Genomic DNA, 17,282 nt, shown 5'->3' with positions numbered 1-17,282 from the left:
CTAAGTTGTACAAGCGGCGCTGCGGGGTGCGTGCAGGACTATTATTCCCCGGGGCCTTATCGATCCTTATGGGAGCTGTCCCTGGCCTTGCCCGTGGGCTTGGCCACACGGCGCCCACCTACGTTGTAGGTTCCCGGGATCGATGTCCCACGGCTCACGTGGCCCGCGCTTTCACTCTCGCTTTCCCGGCCCCTTCTCCATGACCGATGTGAAGACAGAATTGCGCCGGCGCGCGCTGGCGCGCCGCGACCTCGTGACTCATGCGGAAGCCCATGACGCCGCTTTGGCGGTGGCCCGCCGCGGCCTCGCGCTCGTTGACGAGCTGTCAGCGAGAACCGGGCTCGAAACGCCGGTCGTCTCGGTCTACTGGCCGATTCGCAGCGAGCTCAACACCCGCCCGCTGATCGAGGCTCTCGCGCGAAAGGGATACCGGGTCGTGCTGCCGGTGATGCACAAGGTCCGGCATCCTCTGGTCTTCCGGGATTTCGCGCCCGGCGACGATCTCGTGAAAGGGCCCTTCGGCCTTTCCGAGCCGGCCGAAGACAAGCCGGCGCGCGACCCCGACGTCATCTTCTCGCCGCTGGCGGCCTTCGACCGCAAGGGCTTCCGCCTCGGCTATGGCGGCGGCATTTACGACGCGACGCTCGCGCAGCTACGCCCGAAGAAGCCGGTAACGGTCGTTGGCCTCGCCTATTCCTGCCAGGAGGCCGACCATGTGCCGACCGAGCCGCATGACGAGCGCCTCGATTATCTGATGACCGAGCGAGAACTGATAATTCCGGCGTAAAGCCGCCCATCATTGCGAGCCTCGCCCGTCATTGCGAGCGAAGCGAAGCAATCCAGGGCCGCAACACGGCTCTGGATTGCTTCGTCGCTTTCGCTCCTCGCAATGACGGTTATCGACTTAGTCGGACGCCGAGCCCGCTATAGCGGTGAGCCGTCGGAGCCCGGGGATGTATATCGTGAACAGAAACACGCCCCACCATTCGACGCCGGCGTCAAAGTAGGTCGACGTTTCAGGCAGCCGGGGAAAACTCCAATCGTAGATTTCATGGGTGCAGTTTGGAGGCAGGATAAAATTTTTGACGGCAAGAAAGAGTTGCTCGATTTCACTCGGCCGAGCCGAAAGAGGGTAAGGAGGCGATGAAAAAGCGTAGGCGAACTGGCCACCTTCGCCCGTGTCGGGAATGTACCAGCCGCCCGAGACGATTTCCGTCTCGCAAAGATCCCGAAGCTTGGGGTCGACCAGCTCCAGCCCATCCTTGCTTCTGAATACGCCGCGCCGAACGAGAGCGTTGTTTTCAGGATCGTACCAATCTCCCAGAAACGTCCGATCGTCGATGCGCCGAAAACCGAGGGCGCTAAGAGCAGCTCCGTCGATGTCGGGCACGATCGCTGAGATCGACGCGAGAAACTCCTGTTCACTTCCGTCGGAGTCCTCGAATGTCGCGAAGCCAAGGACGCCGCCGATTTCCCAGAAGCGATCAAAGGCGGGTGGCAAATCTTTTATAGCGCGCATGTTTCCGCCCGGTTGCGGAGCCGTTGAATCGGTTTGGTTTGCGTCTGTTCGATCGTAAAACAGCAATGCGTAGGGTAAGAATTAAGTTGAACGAGGATCGTAAGGATTCGACGCTCTATCAGGCCCTGTTCACAGATTCGAAACTACCCTGAGAAGTCGACGTGCTGCGTCCGTCCAAGCTGGTGGAAGGCGGCGAGGGTGGCAATTGACGGCCGCCTCGAGAGGCGCGCCGGCAATCCAGTGGCCCAAGATCGCCGGCGCAAATAACCATCTGCACTACTTCGCAGGCGGCTCAGGCAGCTTGATCACCTGCCCCGCCTTGAGCTTCGCGCCCGGTTTGACCCCCGGGTTGGCGGCGGTAAGCGCGCGCAGCTTGTCCGCCTTTCCATAGAGCTTCCTGGCGATCGTCTTCAGCGTCTCGCCCGCCTTCGCGGTATAAGTATCCTCAGACGCGGCTGGCTTTTCCGCTGGCGCAGCGTCGGGCGGCGTCGTCGCCTCGGGCGCCTGGGCGGTCTCGGCCGGTTTCAACTCCTCGGAAGGCGCCGGCGCTTCTGCGGTCTGGTTCTCGGCGGGCGCAGTTTGGTCGCTGGCGGGCGACTCTGCGGTCTGCTGCTCGACATTCGCCTGCTCTTCGGGAGCCGGGGGCGCCGGAACTTTACCCGTGCCCATGGCAAAGACATAGGCAAGCGCCGCCGCCGCGCCCGCGAGAGCCATTTCCCTAGCGCCACGCACCCGCTTCGGCGGATAAAGGGGCGGACGGTTGTCCGTGGACGCGGCCGCCGTTGCGCGCGTCTCCTCGCGGCCCTTGAGCCAACTGAAAAGCTCGAGCAGGAAGTAGAGCAGCAGCAGCGCCGCGAGCGGCGGCTTCCAATAGGCCCCGGGCGCGAAAATATAGGCCATCGCGCCCTGCTCGATCAGCAGACCGATCCAGGGGATGTCTTCGCCCTTGCCGCGGCGCAGGAGCGCCGCGCCGGCGACGGCGACGAACAGCGCCGCATAGACCGCCAGTAGGACGTCGCGCGGGACGAAGCTCCAGCCGAGAGCTTTCTCCCCGAAAAGATAAAGCAGACCCGCTGCCGTCGCGGCATAAACGCCATGCAACAGGCGGCGCCTGGTCGCGAGCTGGGTCAGATGCGCAAGAAGCGCAGCCGCGATAATTGCCATAAAAGCAAGGGAGAGGTTTGCGGACAAAAGGTCCGGGTTCATTGGCGACAGGCTCCTGTTTCACTGCCAAGCTGTGCACGCCGATGTGACAACAGTTTGTAAGCCGGCCTAAGCGTCCTTGCCGCTTACCCCGGCGCTCTCGAAAGTAGCCATGTCGCGGTGGCAGGCGAGCGCCGTCTTGACGATAGCGATCGCCAAGCCGGCCCCCGACCCCTCCCCAAGCCGCATCCCCAGATCGAGCAATGGTGTTTTGCCCATCCGCGCCAAAACCTCGCGATGCCCGCCCTCTGGCGAAACATGGCCCGCGACGCAATGGGCGACAGCGTCCGGCGTCATGGCGTGAAGCAAGGCGGCGGCGGCGCAAACGACATAACCATCGAGCACAACGGGCACATGATTGAGCCGCGCCGCCGTGATCGCGCCCATCATCGCCGCGATCTCGCGTCCGCCGAGGCGGCGCAGGATTTCCAGCGGATCGGAGAGATGCGGCCCGTGCAGCGCGAGCGCCGCGTCGATTGCCGCATTTTTGCGCGCGAGGCCCTCTTCATTCACGCCCGTGCCGCGCCCGGTCCAGCGCGAGGCCGGCCCGCCATAGAGCGCCGCATAAATGGCGGCGGCGCTCGTCGTATTGCCGATGCCCATCTCACCGGGCGCGAGCAGGTCGATCCCGCCCTCTACGGCTTCGAAACCATAGGCGAAAGTCGCCGCCGCCTCGCGTTCGTCCATGGCGGGCGCCAGCGTGAAATCCTGGGTCGGCCGCTCCAACGCCAGCTCATAGACCTTCAGGCCGATGTCATGCGCCTTGCAGATTTGATTGATCGCGGCGCCGCCGCTCATGAAATTCTGCACCATTTGCGCGGTGACGCTCGCCGGAAAGGCGGAGACGCCCTGCGCCACGACGCCATGATTGCCCGCATAGACGGCGACGAGCGGTCGCGCGATCGCCGGCTCGGCGACGCCCTGCCAGGCCGCGAGCCATTCGACGATCTCCTCGAGCCGGCCAAGCGCGCCCGGCGGCTTGGTGAGCTGCGCGTCGCGCGCCCGCACGGCGGCGACGGCCTCTTCGCTCGGCGCCGGAAGATTGGCGAAGAGCATGCGGATTTCTTCAAAGGGACGGATGTCGTGAGCCATGCGCGGGGTGTAGCGCCTGGAGAGGGAAATGGCGAGTTGAGAAAGAGCGTTCTTCAGATGCGTTGACGCCGCAGCGTCGCAGTCCCTAGCGCGCTTTCCGCTCGCATGGAATCATGCGAGCGATGAGAAAGCGCGCAGAGTCAAAAAGCTGGAGCGCATTCTTATCGCAAAAGTCTATCAACTTTTGCGGAATGCGCTCTAATGACGCGCAACCCTTCTAGAGGCTACGCCGTGCACGACATCGCAGCGCCCCGCGACAAGACGTCCTTCCTCACGCATTTCAACAATGATCCCCGCCGCATCGGCGCGGCGATCCTGCTCGGCTTCTCGACCGGCCTGCCCTTTCTCCTGGTCTACAGCACGCAATCCGCCTGGCTCTACGACGCCAGAGTGCCGATCGAGACCATCGGTCTCTTAAGCGAAATGACGCTCGCCTATAAGTTCAAATGGCTCTGGGCACCTTTCCTGGATGAGTATGACGCGCCGATCTTTTCCAGGCTGCTCGGGCGCCGGCGCGACTGGGTCCTCGTCTCGCAGATTGCCGTCATCATCGCGCTGATCGGCGTGGCTTATGGCGATCCGGGAAGCTGGCTTGCCTGGACGATTTTCTTTTCCTTTGCGCTGGGCGTCGCCGGCGCGACACAGGACATCACCGTCGATGGCTGGCGCATCACCGTCGCGCCAAAGGAAAAGCTGGCCTTCATGACCTCGGTCGCAGAGATGGGCTATCGCGTCGGCACGGCGGTCGCCGGCGCCGGCGCGCTGTATCTTGCGAATTTCTACGGCTGGCGGGCCGCCTATCTCGGCATGGCTGGCGTGATGACGCTGGGCCTCGTCGCGACCTTCCTCGCACCCGAGCCGCCCTCTGATTTCGAGCCGCATCGCGCGCGGCCGAGCATCGCTTTCACCGTGACCGAGCCGATCAAGGAACTCTGGCGCCGTCTCGGGCCGATGGCGCTGGCGATCCTTCTGCTTGTCGCGGGCTTTCGCATGCCGGGCTATGTCTCCACCGCCATGGCCATGCCGCTGTTCAAGAACCTGCATTTCTCGGAAGCCGACATCGCCACGGTCACCAAGGTTTTCGGCTTCTGGATCGCGCTCGGCGGCACCATTCTCGCCGGCCTTGTCGTGCGCAAGTTCGGCATGTTGAAGAGCCTCGTGATCGGCACGATCGCCGGCTCGGCCTCGCATCTGTCCCTGGCCTGGCTCGCGGCGCATGGCCACGACTTCACAGACTTTGCGCTCGCGGTGGGAATCGAGGGTTTCGCCTACGCCTTCGCGCAGGTGGTGCTCATCATTTACATGTCGTCGCTCGTCTCAACGGAATTTGCGACGAGCCAGTTTGCGCTGCTCACCTCGCTTTGCGCCCTGCCCGGCAGCCTGCTGGCGGGAACGTCCGGCTTCATCATCAAGCACACCGGCTTCGAGACGTTCTTCGTCGGAACGTCGCTGATGGGGTTTCCGGTCGCCATCCTCGCCTGGTGGGTCTGGCGCAAGCAGGAGCAGATCGGAGAAGGCGCTCTGGCGGAGACATCGGCGGAAAGAACCGCCGAGACGGATTGATAGAAGCGCCTGCCCTTAGGTTTTAAAATCGGCGCCGCTCGCCCGCATCTCCTCGAAGGCGGCGAGCGCACGTGCGCGCGCTGCGGCGTGATCCACGATGGGAAGCGGATAGGTCTCTCCCAACGTCACGCCCGCCGCCGCGAGCACATGCGCCGGCGCCTCCCATGGCCGGTGTATCCACCGCGATTCGAGCCCCGCCAGCTCCGGGACAAAGCGGCGCACATAAGCGCCGTCGGCATCGAATTTCTCGCCCTGCAAAACCGGATTGAACACGCGGAAATAAGGCGCGGCGTCGGCGCCGCATCCAGCGACCCATTGCCAGTTACCGCTATTGTTGGCGAGGTCGGCGTCGACAAGCGTGTCCCAAAACCAGCGCGCGCCTTCCTGCCAGGGAAGCAGAAGATGCTTCACCAGAAAGCTCGCGGCCACCATGCGCGCGCGATTGTGCATAAAGCCGGTGAGCCACAGCTCGCGCATGGCGGCGTCGACGAGCGGGTAGCCTGTGCGCCCCCTGCGCCAGGCCTCGAGCGCGGATGGATCGTCGCGCCAGGGAAAACCGTCGAAACGCCTGTCGAGCGCGCGCTCGGGCATCTCCGGGTTGGTCACGAGCAGATGATGAAAGAACTCTCGCCAACCGAGCTCGCGTAGATAAGGCAGGCCGGCCTCGCCGGCTGACTGAATGATCTCGGCCCAGACACGCCGCGGCGAGATTTCGCCAAAATGCAGATGCGGCGAGAGGCGCGACGCGCCCTGCCCCGCAATGCAATCGCGCGCGTTCTTGTAATCCAGAACGCGAATCTTCGCGAAGTCGGAGAGACGTGCGCGAGCGCTCGCTTCACCCGGCTTCCAAGCGTCGCGCAGGCCCCGCGCCCAGTCAGGCTCTTTGGGCAAAAGGCCCCAGTCGTCCAATCTGTCGCTCGCCGGCGCCGGAGCCGCGCTGAGCTTAGTCGGCGCCGGCAAGGACGCTGGCGACCCTCCCGCAGCAAGACATGCGCGCCAGAAGGGCGAGAAGACCTTGAAGGTCTCGCCCTGCCTGTTGCGCATATGAGCGGGCTCGAAGAGCAACGAGCCGTTGAAGCTCTCGACCGTAAGGCCGCGCCCGCCCAGACCCGCCTTGATCTCGTTGTCGCGACGCACGGCCCAGGGTTCGTATAGCCTGTTCCAATAGGCGGCGCCCGCGCCCGTCTCGGCGATCACGGCTTCCAGCGCGAATTCCGCGCGGCCGCGCCGCAGGATCAACGGAACGCCGAGCCGCGCGAGATCGGCGGCGAGCGAAGAGAGCGAATGGTGAAGCCACCAGCGGCTCGCGCCGCCCATGCGCCACTGGCCGGCGCTGTCGTCGTCGAGCACATAAAGCGCAACCAGCGGCGCGCCAGAGCGCGCCGCCGCCATCAAGGCAGGATTGTCGTCGAGGCGAAGATCGTTGCGAAACCAGACGATCGCCGGCGCCATGGCGCCTCCTTTATCGCCTCGCGTGCGTGATCCCGTAGAAGGCGTAGATGGCGAGGCCGATGCCGGTCCAGACCAAGAGCCGCAGCCAGGTATCGAGCGGCAGAGCGACCATGAGCGCGATGCAGGACAAAATGCCCAGTATCGGCATCACCGGAATGCCGGGCGCCCGGAAGGGTCGGCGCAATTCCGGATGGGTTCGTCTCAGTTGGAGGACGGCGAAACAAACCAGCGCGAATGCGGCCAGCGTGCCGATGCTCACCATCTCTCCCAATATATCGATCGGAAACAGGCCGGCCGCGAGGGCCACCGTGACGCCGACGAGGATCTGGCTCGCCGCCGGCGTGCGATAGCGGCGATGAAGCTTGGCGAAAAAGGCCGGCAGCAGGCCGTCGTGCGCCATGGTGAAGAAAACGCGCGTCTGGCCGTAGAGCAGCGCAAGAATGGCGGTAGTCAGCCCGGCGAGCGCGCCGAATTTCACGACCCATGCGAGCCAGGCGACGCCCGTGTGATCCATCACCAGCGCCATCGGATCGGGCACGCCGAGATCCTTGTAATTCACGACGCCTGTCGCCACCGCCGCAACCGCCACATAAAGCAGGGAGCAGATGACGAGAGAACCGATGATGCCGATCGGAATGTCGCGCTGCGGCGTGTGCGCCTCCTGCGCCGCCGTCGAGACGGAGTCGAAGCCGACATAGGCGAAGAAGACGACCGAGGCGCCGCGCGCCACGCCGCTCCATCCATAGACGCCGAATTCGCCGCTGTTCTCGGGAATGAGCGGCGACCAATTGGCGACGTCGACATGCGCCGCGCCAACCGCGATCACCATCAGCACGACAACAACCTTGAGAGCGACGATCACATTGTTGAACCGCGACGACTCATGCGTGCCGCGCACCAGCAGCATGGTCAACAAAAGGACAATGCCCGCGGCGGGAAAATTGAAGAACCCATGCACGGCGGGATCGCCCGGGGCGGCAAAATAGGCGGTCGTGTATTGTGACGGAACGCTGATCCCCAACCCATGCAGCACGCGGTTGAAATAGCCCGCCCAGCCGACAGCGACGGTCGCGGCGCCGGCGGCATATTCCAGGACGAGATTCCAGCCGATGATCCAGGCGAAAATCTCGCCGAGCGTCACATAAGTATAGGTGTAGGCGCTGCCGCAGACGGGCAGAAGCGCGGCAAGCTCGGCGTAGCAGAAGGCGACGAAGGCGCACGCAATCCCTGAGAGCGCGAAGGAGACCATGACGCCCGGCCCGGCGTAATTCGCCGCCGCTGTGCCGGTCAGCACGAAAATGCCCGCGCCGATGATGCCGCCGATGCCGAGCGCCATCAGCGACGCCCAGCCCAGCGCCCGCTTCAGCCCGTCGCCTTCTTTCTCGGCGTCATGCGCCGCGAGGATGGCGACCACGGATTTGCGCGTGAGGTAAATCTTCCGCTCGACCTCGGACAATGCGCCGCCCTTTCGCGAATGCGCGGCGCATCTCTTTGGCCGCTCGGGAGTTTGCGCCGATTATGGTTGCGGCGCCGTAAGATACAAGTGGAAATGCCCCGTCCCGCCTATGCGACCCCGCACGGCGCTCAAGGGCGCCGGAAAGCTGCATATTCGAGGACAATCTCAGCCGCCCGCGCGCTCGGGCGCGCGCCTGCCTGCATAAGACGCGCGCGCACGCGCTCGAAGGCGGCCAATTGCGCCGCGCGAGGCGGCGTTTCGGCAAGGAGCGGCGTAAGCGCCTCCGCCAAGGCGCGCGGCGTCGCGGCCTCCTGCAAAAATTCAGGAACCGCGTTCTCGCCGATCACGAGATTGGGCAGCACGATGGAATGCGCCTTCACGAGAAAGCGCAAACAGGATTCGAGCGGCGAAACGCGATAGGCGACAACCATCGGCGTTTGCGCCAACGCAAGCTCCAGCGTGGCGACGCCGGAGGTGACGAGCGCCGCTCGGGCCGTTCGGAACGCGGCGAATTTCTCCGCCTGCAAGATGAGGCGCGGGACGATCGGCCAGCCACGCAGCGCCTCCCGCAACGGCGCCTCCATATGCGGCGCGACGGGGATCGCGACATCGAGATGGGGGCAATCGCGCATGAGCCGTTCCAACGTCCGCCCATAGAGCGGCGTCATGCGCGTGATCTCAGCGAGGCGCGAGCCCGGAAGAACGAGGAGAAGCGGCGCGCGAGACGGCCCGCTTTCGCCGTGAGGCGCAAGCTCGTCGAGCGCTTCGACAAGCGGATGGCCGACATAGACGCAGCGCGGCCCGCCGAGCTTCTCATGCGCCCGCGGCTCGAAGGGCAGCAAAGCGAGCACGCAATCGACATAGTCGCGCATCTTCCGCGCGCGGCCGGGACGCCAGGCCCAGACCGTCGGGCTCACATAATCGACGATGGGAATATCGGGCCGCGCCCGTCGCACCCGGCGCGCGACGCGGTGGGTGAAATCGGGCGCATCGACGATCACCAGGCAATCGGGCTCGGCGGCAAGGACGGCGCGCGCCGTCTCGTCGATGCGCGCAAGGATTTTTGGCAGGCGCGCCAAGGGGGACAGAAGCCCCATGACGGCAATATCGGTGATGGAGAAAAGCGAAGCGAGCCCTTCGCCCGTCATCGCCTTGCCGCCGACGCCGATGAAGTCGACGTCGGGCGATCTTTCGCGCAAGCCGCGCATCAGGGCCGCGCCCAGCGCATCGCCGGAGGCTTCGCCGGCAATGACGAAAATACGGGGGCCGCTCATGCCCGCTCGCCGCGCTGACGCGGCGCGCAGAGCGGGCGTCGAGACGGCGCGCGCAGGAAGGCGACAATTTCTTCGACCTCGGAAACGCCGACATAGGTCGTCGCGACTTTTTCGACCCGGTCGCTCAAAGTTTCCAGAGCGTCGTCGCCAGTGAAAAGCCGCCGATAGGCGTCCCGTAACCGAGCCACTCGTTCGGTCGAATAGCCGCGCCGGCGCAATCCGACGATATTTACGCCGAAGAGATGCGCGCGATTGCCGCTTGCGAGACCAAAGGGGATGACGTCACCCTCGACGCCCGCGAGTCCGCCCACAAATGCATGCGCGCCGATGCGCACATTTTGGTGCACCGCCGTTCCGCCGCCGACGGAGGCGTGATCGCCAATAATGACATGGCCGCCAAGCAAGACTTGATTGGCGAGAATGACGCGGTCGCCGAGGCGGCAGTCATGCGCGACATGCGAATAGGCGAGAAATGCGCAGCCCGCGCCGACCCACGTGCCCTCGCCGACGCCGGAGTTGATGGTGACGCCCTCGCGAATGACGCAGTCGTCGCCGATCGAAAGATCGCCTTCGGCAAGCGCGGCCTTGAGATCCTGAGACGGCGCGCCGAGCGAGACGAAGGGAAAGATCCGCGCGCGGGCGCCGATCTTCGTGCGGCCGGCGACGACGACGTGGGATTGCAGCACAGCGCCGGCGCCGATCTCAACGCCCGCGCCAATGTGGCAAAATGGCCCGACGACGACGCCGTCGTGCAGATACGCGCCCTGCTCGACGATCGCCGTCGGATGAATGATCGCCGTCATGGCGGGCTTGCGAGCCTTTGTGTCAGACGCCCATCATGGCGCTGATCTGCGCCTCGCAGACAAGCGCGCCATCGACCAGCGCTCTACCCTGATACCACCAGATATTGCGCTTCTGCGCCGTCTTGGTCATGTGGAATTCGACGCGGTCGCCGGGGGTGACCGGCTTGCGGAATTTGGCTGCGTCGATCGTCATGAAATAGACGAGCTTGGGCCGCTCGCTCTGCGCATTCGCGCGCATGACGATGACGCCGGCCGTTTGCGCCATGGCTTCGATGAGCAGAACGCCTGGCATGACCGGCCGTTCGGGAAAGTGCCCGGTGAATTGCGGCTCGTTGATCGTGACGTTCTTGATGCCGACGCAGGACTCATCGCCGCGAATATCGACGATGCGATCGACGAGCAAAAATGGATAGCGATGGGGCAGGCTGCGCATGATGTCGAGAATATCTGCGCTCTCGAGCGTCGCGCCGGCTTCCGTCCCTGACATAGTTTCCGTCCCCTGATAGCTGAGCGTCTAACGCGCTCCTCGGGGTCTTTTATATCGCCTTATCGGGCTTGTCGCGTCGCGCCTGCTTATCGAGCAGCGCCTCCGCTCGGAGAAAACGCCGCAGGGGCCGCGCGGGGGCGCCGCCGAAGCGCGCGCCCGGCGGCACGTCGCGGGCGACGCCAGACTTTGCCGCAATGGCGGCGCCCTCCCCGATCGTAATGTGGCCGGCGAGCGCCGACTGACCGCCAAGCATGACATAATCGCCGATCTCGCAGGAGCCAGCGATGCCCGTCTGCGCGGCAATGGCGCAGAATCGGCCGATCACAACATTGTGCGCGATCTGCACGAGATTATCGATCTTGGCGCCCTCGCCGACAATCGTGTCGCGTGTCGCGCCGCGGTCGATCGTCGTATTGGCGCCGATCTCGACGTCATCCTGGATGATGACGCGGCCGAGTTGCGGAGTCTTGAGCCAGCCCTTCTCGCCCCGCGCGAAGCCGAAGCCGTCCTGGCCGAGACGCGCGCCCTGGTGAATGATGACCCGATCGCCGATCAGCGAGCAGATGATGCTGACATGCGCGCCGATGGCGCAATCGCGGCCGATGCGCACGTCGGGGCCGATGACGGCCTGCGGGCCGATGATGGAGCCTGCGCCGATCTCGGCGCCCGGCCCGATGATGGCGCCGGGATCGACCGTCACGCCGGGCTCCAGCCGCGCCTGCGGATGGATGATCGAGCTCGGGGAAACGCCGCTCGCGCGGAACAGCGACTCGGGCCGCAAGGCGTGCGGGAAGAGCTTCGACGCGGCGAGCGTCATGGCGCGCTGAGGGTCTGGGACAATCAGTCCGCTGATGCGTTCGGGCAGAAGATGCGCGTCCCGCGGCCGAATGAAACATGCCGTCGCGCGGCAGGTTTCGAGCGCGTCGACATAGCGCGCAGAGGCAAAGAAGCACAGATCGCCGACATGGCCCGCCGCAAGCGGCGCAACCCCGGTGATGAGCGCTGGCGGGGTCTCGAAACCGCGGCCCTCGGCGATGCGGGCCCCAGTCAGCTCGGCAATTTCAGCGACGGTGTAAGGGCGTGAGAGATGGAAAAAGGCCGCAACGCTCATATGCGTAGCCTGCCAGACTTTCGGCGCTCGAGATACAAAAAAGCGCGCCGGACGGAATCCGCCCGACGCGCTTGTGCGAAGATCAGAAGTTGGTGCCGCCCGAGAAGCGGAAGTTCTGCGTGATGTCGGCGTTCGCCTTCGAGGTGATGACCGCGTAATCGAAGCGGATCGGACCCATCGGCGAGTTCCACAGCACAGAGGCGCCGACCGAAGAGCGAAGGCGGAAGGCGTTCGAATTCGGCACCACGCAGGTTCCCTGGCCGAACCCGGCCGCCGCCGTATAGGCCGCCAGACAGGTCACGCCGGGAATCGTCGGGAGATTATTGCTGTAGTTGGTGCGGCCCTCAAAGTTCCAAAGGCTGCCCGCGTCGGCGAAGAGCGCGCCTCTGAGGCCCAGATCCTTCGGCAGACCCCAAAGCGGGAACTGCACTTCGAGCGAGCCACCGACATAGTCGGAGCCGCCGAGCGAGTTGCCGTAACGCGCATTGTAGGTAGTGAAGATATTCGAGTCGCGCGGACCGATGCCACCCGGCGCGAAGCCGCGGACAAGGCTCGGACCAAGGTTGAAGTTATCCTGAATGCGGGGCGTATAGCCGCCGAAGGGCAACAGATTGCCGCCTTGCAGACGCGCGATGCCGACCACATCGTCGAGATAGGGAATCTCGTGGAAGTAGCGGACGTCGCCGGTCGTGCGGAGGTAGCGCGAATAGCCGCCCAGTCCCGCCGCGTCCTGGCTGAAAGTCGCCATCCAGCCGTTATGCGGGTTCCGGAAGTCGTCGATCGTATTGTAGTTCAGCGAATAGCCGATCGACGACGTCACGATCGTGCCCTGCGATTCCTTGATCGCCAGCGACGCCTCGCCATTCGATTGGCAGTTGTAGAAGAGATTCGGATAGCCCTGCCAGCTCGGGAAGAAGACCGAATAGCCGGGCGTGATCGCGGTCGGCACCGAACAGTCGTTGTAAGGCCGAGCGATCGTATTCGGGATCGAGATCGTCGTCTGATAGATCGAGTAACGCGGCGAGAAGCTGAGCTCGTCCGTGATCGGCACGCCGAGGCGCAGCGTGCCGCCGATCGAGGTCGAGGCGTAGATCGAGTAGTTATAGGCGTCCTGCCGGCGCGCGAAGACGTCGAAGCCCGCCGAGATGCGCTGATCGAGGAAATAGGGCTCCGTGAAGCTGAAGTTCACGCCGCGCGCGATCTGGCCCGCCTGCACCGACAGACGAACGGCCTGACCGCGGCCCATGAAGTTGCTCTCGGAAACCGAGACCTCGGCCAGGAAGCCCTGGTTCGTCGAATAGCCGCCGGAGACGCCGAAATTGCCCGTCGGTTGATCCTCGACGTCGACGTTCAGCACCACGCGGTCAGGCGACGAGCCCGGCTCATTGGTGATCTTGACCTTCTTGAAGTAGCCGAGGCCGTTCAGGCGGCGCTCGGCGCGATCGATCAGAACGCGGTTATAGGCGTCGCCCTCGCCGATATCGAACTCGCGGCGGATGACATAGTCGCGGGTGCGGGTGTTGCCGTGAATATTGATGCGCTCGATGTAGACGCGCGGGCCTTCATCGAGAACGAAGCGAATCGCGACGGTCTGCGCGGCGGGATTGCGTTCGCCGCGCGGACGGGCCTGCGTGAAGGCGTAGCCCTTCTTGGCGACTTCGCGGGTCAGCGCCTCGACCGTCTTCTCGACGGCGTCGCCATTGTAGACATCGCCGGGCGAGAGCCGCAGCACGCCGTTCAGCGCTTCGCCGTCGATATCGGGAAGATGCGATTCGACGCCGACGGAAGAAACCCGATATTGCGGACCTTCTTCGACGACGATGTTGATGACGTAGCCCTGCAGCGCGGGGTCGTATTGGGCATCCGAGCTGATGACGCGGAAATCGGCGTAGCCGTTCTTGAGGTAGAAACGGCGAACGAGCTCGAGGTCGGAAGCGATGCGGTCGGGATCGTAGACGTCGCTGGTCTTCAGGAAGGAGAGGAAATTCATCTCCGTCGTTTCCATCATCCCGACGAGGCGGCGCGTCGAATAGACGTTATTGCCGACGAAACGGATCTCCTTGACGCCGGTCTTGTCGCCCTCGACGACCGTGAACACGACGTCGATACGGCCATTCGGCAGCTCGACCGTGCGATAGGAAACCTTGGCGGCGGCGCGGCCGGCGCGGCGATAGATCTCGGTCAGACGGGCGACATCGGCCTCCGCGATCTGCGGGCTGAAGGCGCCGCGCGCCTTTGTGCGCAGTTCGGGCTGCAGGTTCTCGGTCTTGACCTTGCTATTGCCCTCGATGACCACGCGGTTGACCTGATTGCCTTCGGTCACGCGGATGATGACAGTGCCGCCCTTGCGGCTTGCGGAAACAGTCGCGAAGCGCCCGCTCTGGCGAAGCGCCTCGAGCCCTTTTTCGACCTCTTCGGGGCTCGAGCCCGTGAAATAAGAGCGAATCGTCTCGGCGTCGGTGCGGGCGTTGCCCTGCACCACAATGTCCGCCGACGCCGGCGCGGAAAAGAGGAGAAGCGCCGCAAGCGCGGCCATAAGAAGTGACGAAGATTTCCAAATGCCGCCAGTGGATTGCATGTAATGCTGGTCCTCGTCCGCAACTTCCGCCGCCCGGAGCGCGGCGAATGACAACCTATTTGTGCAAGGCGAAACACGCCTTTCCGGGGTCCCGCCAAATCTTCTACAGGGTTTAACCACCCCTGCAAATCCAGAATGAATTCTGTTCGGGCAATTTGTCGAAGGCGTGGCGTCAAAGCCACTATTCATGGCTAGCAGACGGTTAACGGACCGCGAATGCGGTGAATAAAAATGAAGAAACCGCGACGCGCGTCGCGGTTCCGCCATAAACTTCGTAACTGCGCCGCTTGCGTCAGGACGCGCCAGCGAAGCGGTGGATGAGCCGCGCGATGTCATTGTAGGTCGAGAAGATCATCAACACCCCGACCATGGCGAGCCCGACCCGGAAAGCGAACTCTTGCGCCCGCTCGTTCAACGCCTGGCCACGGATGGCCTCGATGGAGAAGAACAGCAAATGGCCGCCGTCGAGCATCGGAACCGGCATCAGATTCAGAAGACCGATCGATACGGACAGGATGGCGATCAGATTGAGGAAGGGCGCGAGGCCGACCTTGGTCGCCGCCTGCGCCATTTTGCCCGAAATCTGCGCAATTCCGATTGGACCCGAGAGCTGATCGGCGCTTTCGCGGCCGCTGACGAGGCCGCCGAGATAGGAGCCGGTGCGATACACCACCTGCCAGGTCTCGCTGAACGCCAGCCTGACCGACTCGAGCGGCCCATAGCGCTCCTCCCGCACGTCGCTGGCCTGGGTCGACGCCTTGAGCCCGAGCATGCCGATTCGCATCTTTCCGGCGGGGCTCTCGACCTCGCGCCAGGCGGGCGTCGCCAGGATCGTCACGTCCTGCCCGGCGCGGCGCACCACGAAGACAAGCTTGGAGTCGGCGGAAACCGAAACCATTTCCTGCATTTTCGAGAAGGCGTCGATCGGCGCGCCGTCGATCGACAGGACGAGATCCCCCGGCAGGAAGCCGGCGGCCGCCCCCGCCCCGCCCTCGACGACCGAGCCGACGCGCGGCGCCAGGATCGTGCGGCCGTAAAAGTTGAAGATGCCTGCAAAAATCGCGATGGCGAGGACAAAATTGGCGAACGGCCCGGCAAAGACGATGGCGGCCCGCTTCCAGACCGTCTGCGCTGCGAAAGTGACGTCGCGCTCGGCCGCCGGCATCGCCTCGACGGCGTCGGGGTCCGGCAGGCTCGCGCCATTGGCGTCGCCATGGAATTTCACATAGCCGCCTAGCGGAATGGCGGCGATGCGCCACCGCGTGCCATAGCGGTCCGTCCTGGCCCAAAGCTCGGGACCAAAGCCAATCGAAAAGGCGTCTACCTGGACCCCGCACCAGCGGCCGACGATGAAGTGGCCGAATTCGTGGACAAAGACCACGATGGTCAAGATGAACACGAAGGGGATGACGTAGGTCGCAAAAGTCGTCAACAGGTCCAGCACGGTCTCGTCTCCAACGCGTCACGCGGGCCAAGCTCCCCGCGCAACCTGGGGCGCGGGGCGTTTGGTTACTGAAGCGTTAAAATGCCCGAAGGCGCATCGACGGCCAAGACCGCCCGCGACCTTTCTCTGACAATATGGTCAACGCCCAGCGCTTCCTCCACATTTTCAGGAGCCCGAGCATAGCCTTCGCGCAGCGCCGTCTCGCAGGCCTCCGCCACGTGGCGGACGATTCCCGCAAAAGAAATGCGGCCGCCGAGGAAAGCCTCGACCGCGATCTCATTCGCCGCGTTGAGCACATTGGTCAAGCCGCCGCCATGCGCCAGAGCGTCGAGCGCCAGCCTGAGCGCGGGGAACCGCTCGAAATCGGGCGCTTCGAATGTGAGCGTCGCGATTTTCGCGAAGTCGAGCCGATGCGCCGGCGTGGTGAGGCGCTCGGGATAGGCCAGACAATGGGCGATCGGCACGCGCATATCCGGCGGCGCCATGCCGGCGGTGACGGAGCCGTCCGAGAAAGCCACGAGCCCGTGCACGATCGACTGAGGATGCACGACGACCTCGAGCTTTTCCGCCGGCACCCCGAAAAGATGGTGCGCCTCGATCAGCTCGAGGCCCTTGTTCATCATTCCTGCCGAGTCGACCGTAATCTTGGGGCCCATCGCCCAGTTCGGATGGTTGAGGGCCTCCTCGACCGTCGCGTTGGCGATGCGCTCCTTGCTCCAGGTGCGGAACGGGCCGCCCGAAGCCGTGACGATCATGCGCTCGATCCGCGACGGATCCTCGCCGCCCAGCGCCTGGAAGATGGCGTTGTGCTCGCTGTCGACCGGAAGGAGCATCGCCTCCATCTTTTTGGCGGTGCGCATGAACGGCGCGCCGGCGCAGACGAGGCATTCCTTGTTGGCGAGGGCGACGTCCCGGCCGAGAGACAGCGCGGCGTGCGTCGGCTCGACGCCCGCGGCGCCGACGATGGCCGATACGACGAGATCGGCGTCGCGCACGGCCGCCTCGATCACGGCGTCACGGCCGGCCGCCACTTGCGTATTCGTGCCCGCGAGCGCGTCCTTCAGCTCCGCATAGGCGTTTTCGTCCCGAATCGCCGCAAATTCCGCCTTGGTGCGGCGGGCGACGTCGGCAAGCGCCTTGGCGTCGCGCCCGCCGGCGACGGCGGTGACCGAAAACCCCTCCGGATCGCGTTCCAGGAGATCGACCGTCGAGCGGCCGACCGAACCCGTTGCGCCGAGCAGGACGATACGGCGCGGCGCCCGGGCGCCCCCGTTTGCATGTCCGTTCTTCAAACCCATGA

General features: G+C 64.5%; 14 protein-coding genes and 1 other RNA gene. 3 read left to right on the top strand and 12 right to left on the bottom strand.

Annotated elements, in window-relative coordinates; all coding sequences use genetic code 11:
- The first annotated feature begins 13 nt into the window (after positions 1-13).
- Both ssrS and JJT62_RS15030 read left to right on the top strand, forming a co-directional pair.
- A non-coding RNA gene (gene ssrS / locus JJT62_RS15035) (6S RNA) lies at positions 14-168 on the top strand.
- Positions 169-199: 31 nt separating this feature from the next.
- Positions 200-787 carry a 5-formyltetrahydrofolate cyclo-ligase gene (locus tag JJT62_RS15030; protein ID WP_202073597.1) on the top strand — a complete coding sequence of 196 codons (588 nt, stop codon included), beginning with the start codon at positions 200-202 and terminating at the stop codon, positions 785-787.
- 117 nt (positions 788-904) lie between these two features.
- Here JJT62_RS15030 and JJT62_RS15025 read toward each other — a convergent pair whose 3' ends face one another.
- The 3 genes from JJT62_RS15025 to cobT form a co-directional block, all read right to left on the bottom strand.
- The gene (locus JJT62_RS15025) at positions 905-1,585 is read right to left on the bottom strand and encodes a hypothetical protein (protein ID WP_246744925.1); all 681 of its coding nucleotides are present in this window, start codon (positions 1,583-1,585) and stop codon (positions 905-907) included.
- Positions 1,586-1,795: 210 nt separating this feature from the next.
- On the bottom strand, positions 1,796-2,725 hold the full coding sequence (locus JJT62_RS15020) for a LysM domain-containing protein (protein WP_202073596.1): 930 nt from the start codon (positions 2,723-2,725) through the stop codon (positions 1,796-1,798).
- Positions 2,726-2,791: 66 nt separating this feature from the next.
- Complete coding sequence (gene cobT, locus JJT62_RS15015) at positions 2,792-3,814, bottom strand: nicotinate-nucleotide--dimethylbenzimidazole phosphoribosyltransferase (RefSeq protein WP_202073595.1); 1,023 nt, start codon at positions 3,812-3,814, stop codon at positions 2,792-2,794.
- A gap of 201 nt (positions 3,815-4,015) precedes the next feature.
- On the opposite strand from cobT, the gene JJT62_RS15010 reads away from it, so the two are divergent.
- The gene (locus tag JJT62_RS15010; protein ID WP_210340687.1) at positions 4,016-5,377 is read left to right on the top strand and encodes an MFS transporter; all 1,362 of its coding nucleotides are present in this window, start codon (positions 4,016-4,018) and stop codon (positions 5,375-5,377) included.
- Between the two features lie 15 nt (positions 5,378-5,392).
- Here JJT62_RS15010 and JJT62_RS15005 read toward each other — a convergent pair whose 3' ends face one another.
- From JJT62_RS15005 to dxr, 9 genes are all read right to left on the bottom strand, one after another.
- The gene (locus tag JJT62_RS15005) at positions 5,393-6,829 is read right to left on the bottom strand and encodes a deoxyribodipyrimidine photo-lyase (protein ID WP_202073594.1); all 1,437 of its coding nucleotides are present in this window, start codon (positions 6,827-6,829) and stop codon (positions 5,393-5,395) included.
- 10 nt (positions 6,830-6,839) lie between these two features.
- The gene (locus JJT62_RS15000) at positions 6,840-8,285 is read right to left on the bottom strand and encodes an amino acid permease (protein ID WP_202073593.1); all 1,446 of its coding nucleotides are present in this window, start codon (positions 8,283-8,285) and stop codon (positions 6,840-6,842) included.
- Positions 8,286-8,413: 128 nt separating this feature from the next.
- Entirely contained in the window at positions 8,414-9,559 is a 1,146-nt protein-coding gene (gene lpxB, locus JJT62_RS14995; RefSeq protein WP_202073592.1) for a lipid-A-disaccharide synthase, read from the bottom strand.
- Entirely contained in the window at positions 9,556-10,362 is an 807-nt protein-coding gene (gene lpxA / locus JJT62_RS14990; protein WP_202073591.1) for an acyl-ACP--UDP-N-acetylglucosamine O-acyltransferase, read from the bottom strand. Before lpxA ends, lpxB begins: the two co-directional genes overlap by 4 nt.
- A 22-nt stretch (positions 10,363-10,384) precedes the next feature.
- Positions 10,385-10,849 (bottom strand): 3-hydroxyacyl-ACP dehydratase FabZ, encoded by a 465-nt coding sequence (fabZ, locus tag JJT62_RS14985; RefSeq protein ID WP_202073590.1) that lies wholly within the window; start codon positions 10,847-10,849, stop codon positions 10,385-10,387.
- 49 nt (positions 10,850-10,898) lie between these two features.
- Entirely contained in the window at positions 10,899-11,960 is a 1,062-nt protein-coding gene (lpxD, locus tag JJT62_RS14980) for a UDP-3-O-(3-hydroxymyristoyl)glucosamine N-acyltransferase (RefSeq protein WP_202073589.1), read from the bottom strand.
- An 82-nt stretch (positions 11,961-12,042) separates the two neighbouring features.
- A complete protein-coding gene (bamA, locus tag JJT62_RS14975) occupies positions 12,043-14,538 on the bottom strand; it encodes an outer membrane protein assembly factor BamA (RefSeq protein ID WP_202073588.1) in 2,496 nt (831 codons plus the stop codon).
- Positions 14,539-14,830: 292 nt separating this feature from the next.
- Positions 14,831-15,982: an RIP metalloprotease RseP gene (gene rseP / locus JJT62_RS14970; protein WP_202073587.1), complete on the bottom strand. Its 1,152-nt coding sequence runs from the start codon at positions 15,980-15,982 to the stop codon at positions 14,831-14,833.
- A 65-nt stretch (positions 15,983-16,047) separates the two neighbouring features.
- Positions 16,048-17,280, bottom strand: coding sequence for a 1-deoxy-D-xylulose-5-phosphate reductoisomerase (gene dxr / locus JJT62_RS14965; RefSeq protein WP_202073586.1), 1,233 nt, complete (start codon positions 17,278-17,280; stop codon positions 16,048-16,050).
- Positions 17,281-17,282 lie beyond the last annotated feature (2 nt).

Origin of the sequence: Methylocystis sp. Sn-Cys, assembly GCF_016745395.1 — a bacterium.
Classification (GTDB): Bacteria; Pseudomonadota; Alphaproteobacteria; order Rhizobiales; family Beijerinckiaceae; genus Methylocystis; species Methylocystis iwaonis.
The sequence above is the reverse complement of the archived record's forward strand: the minus strand, read 5'-3'. Positions and strand labels throughout refer to the sequence as shown.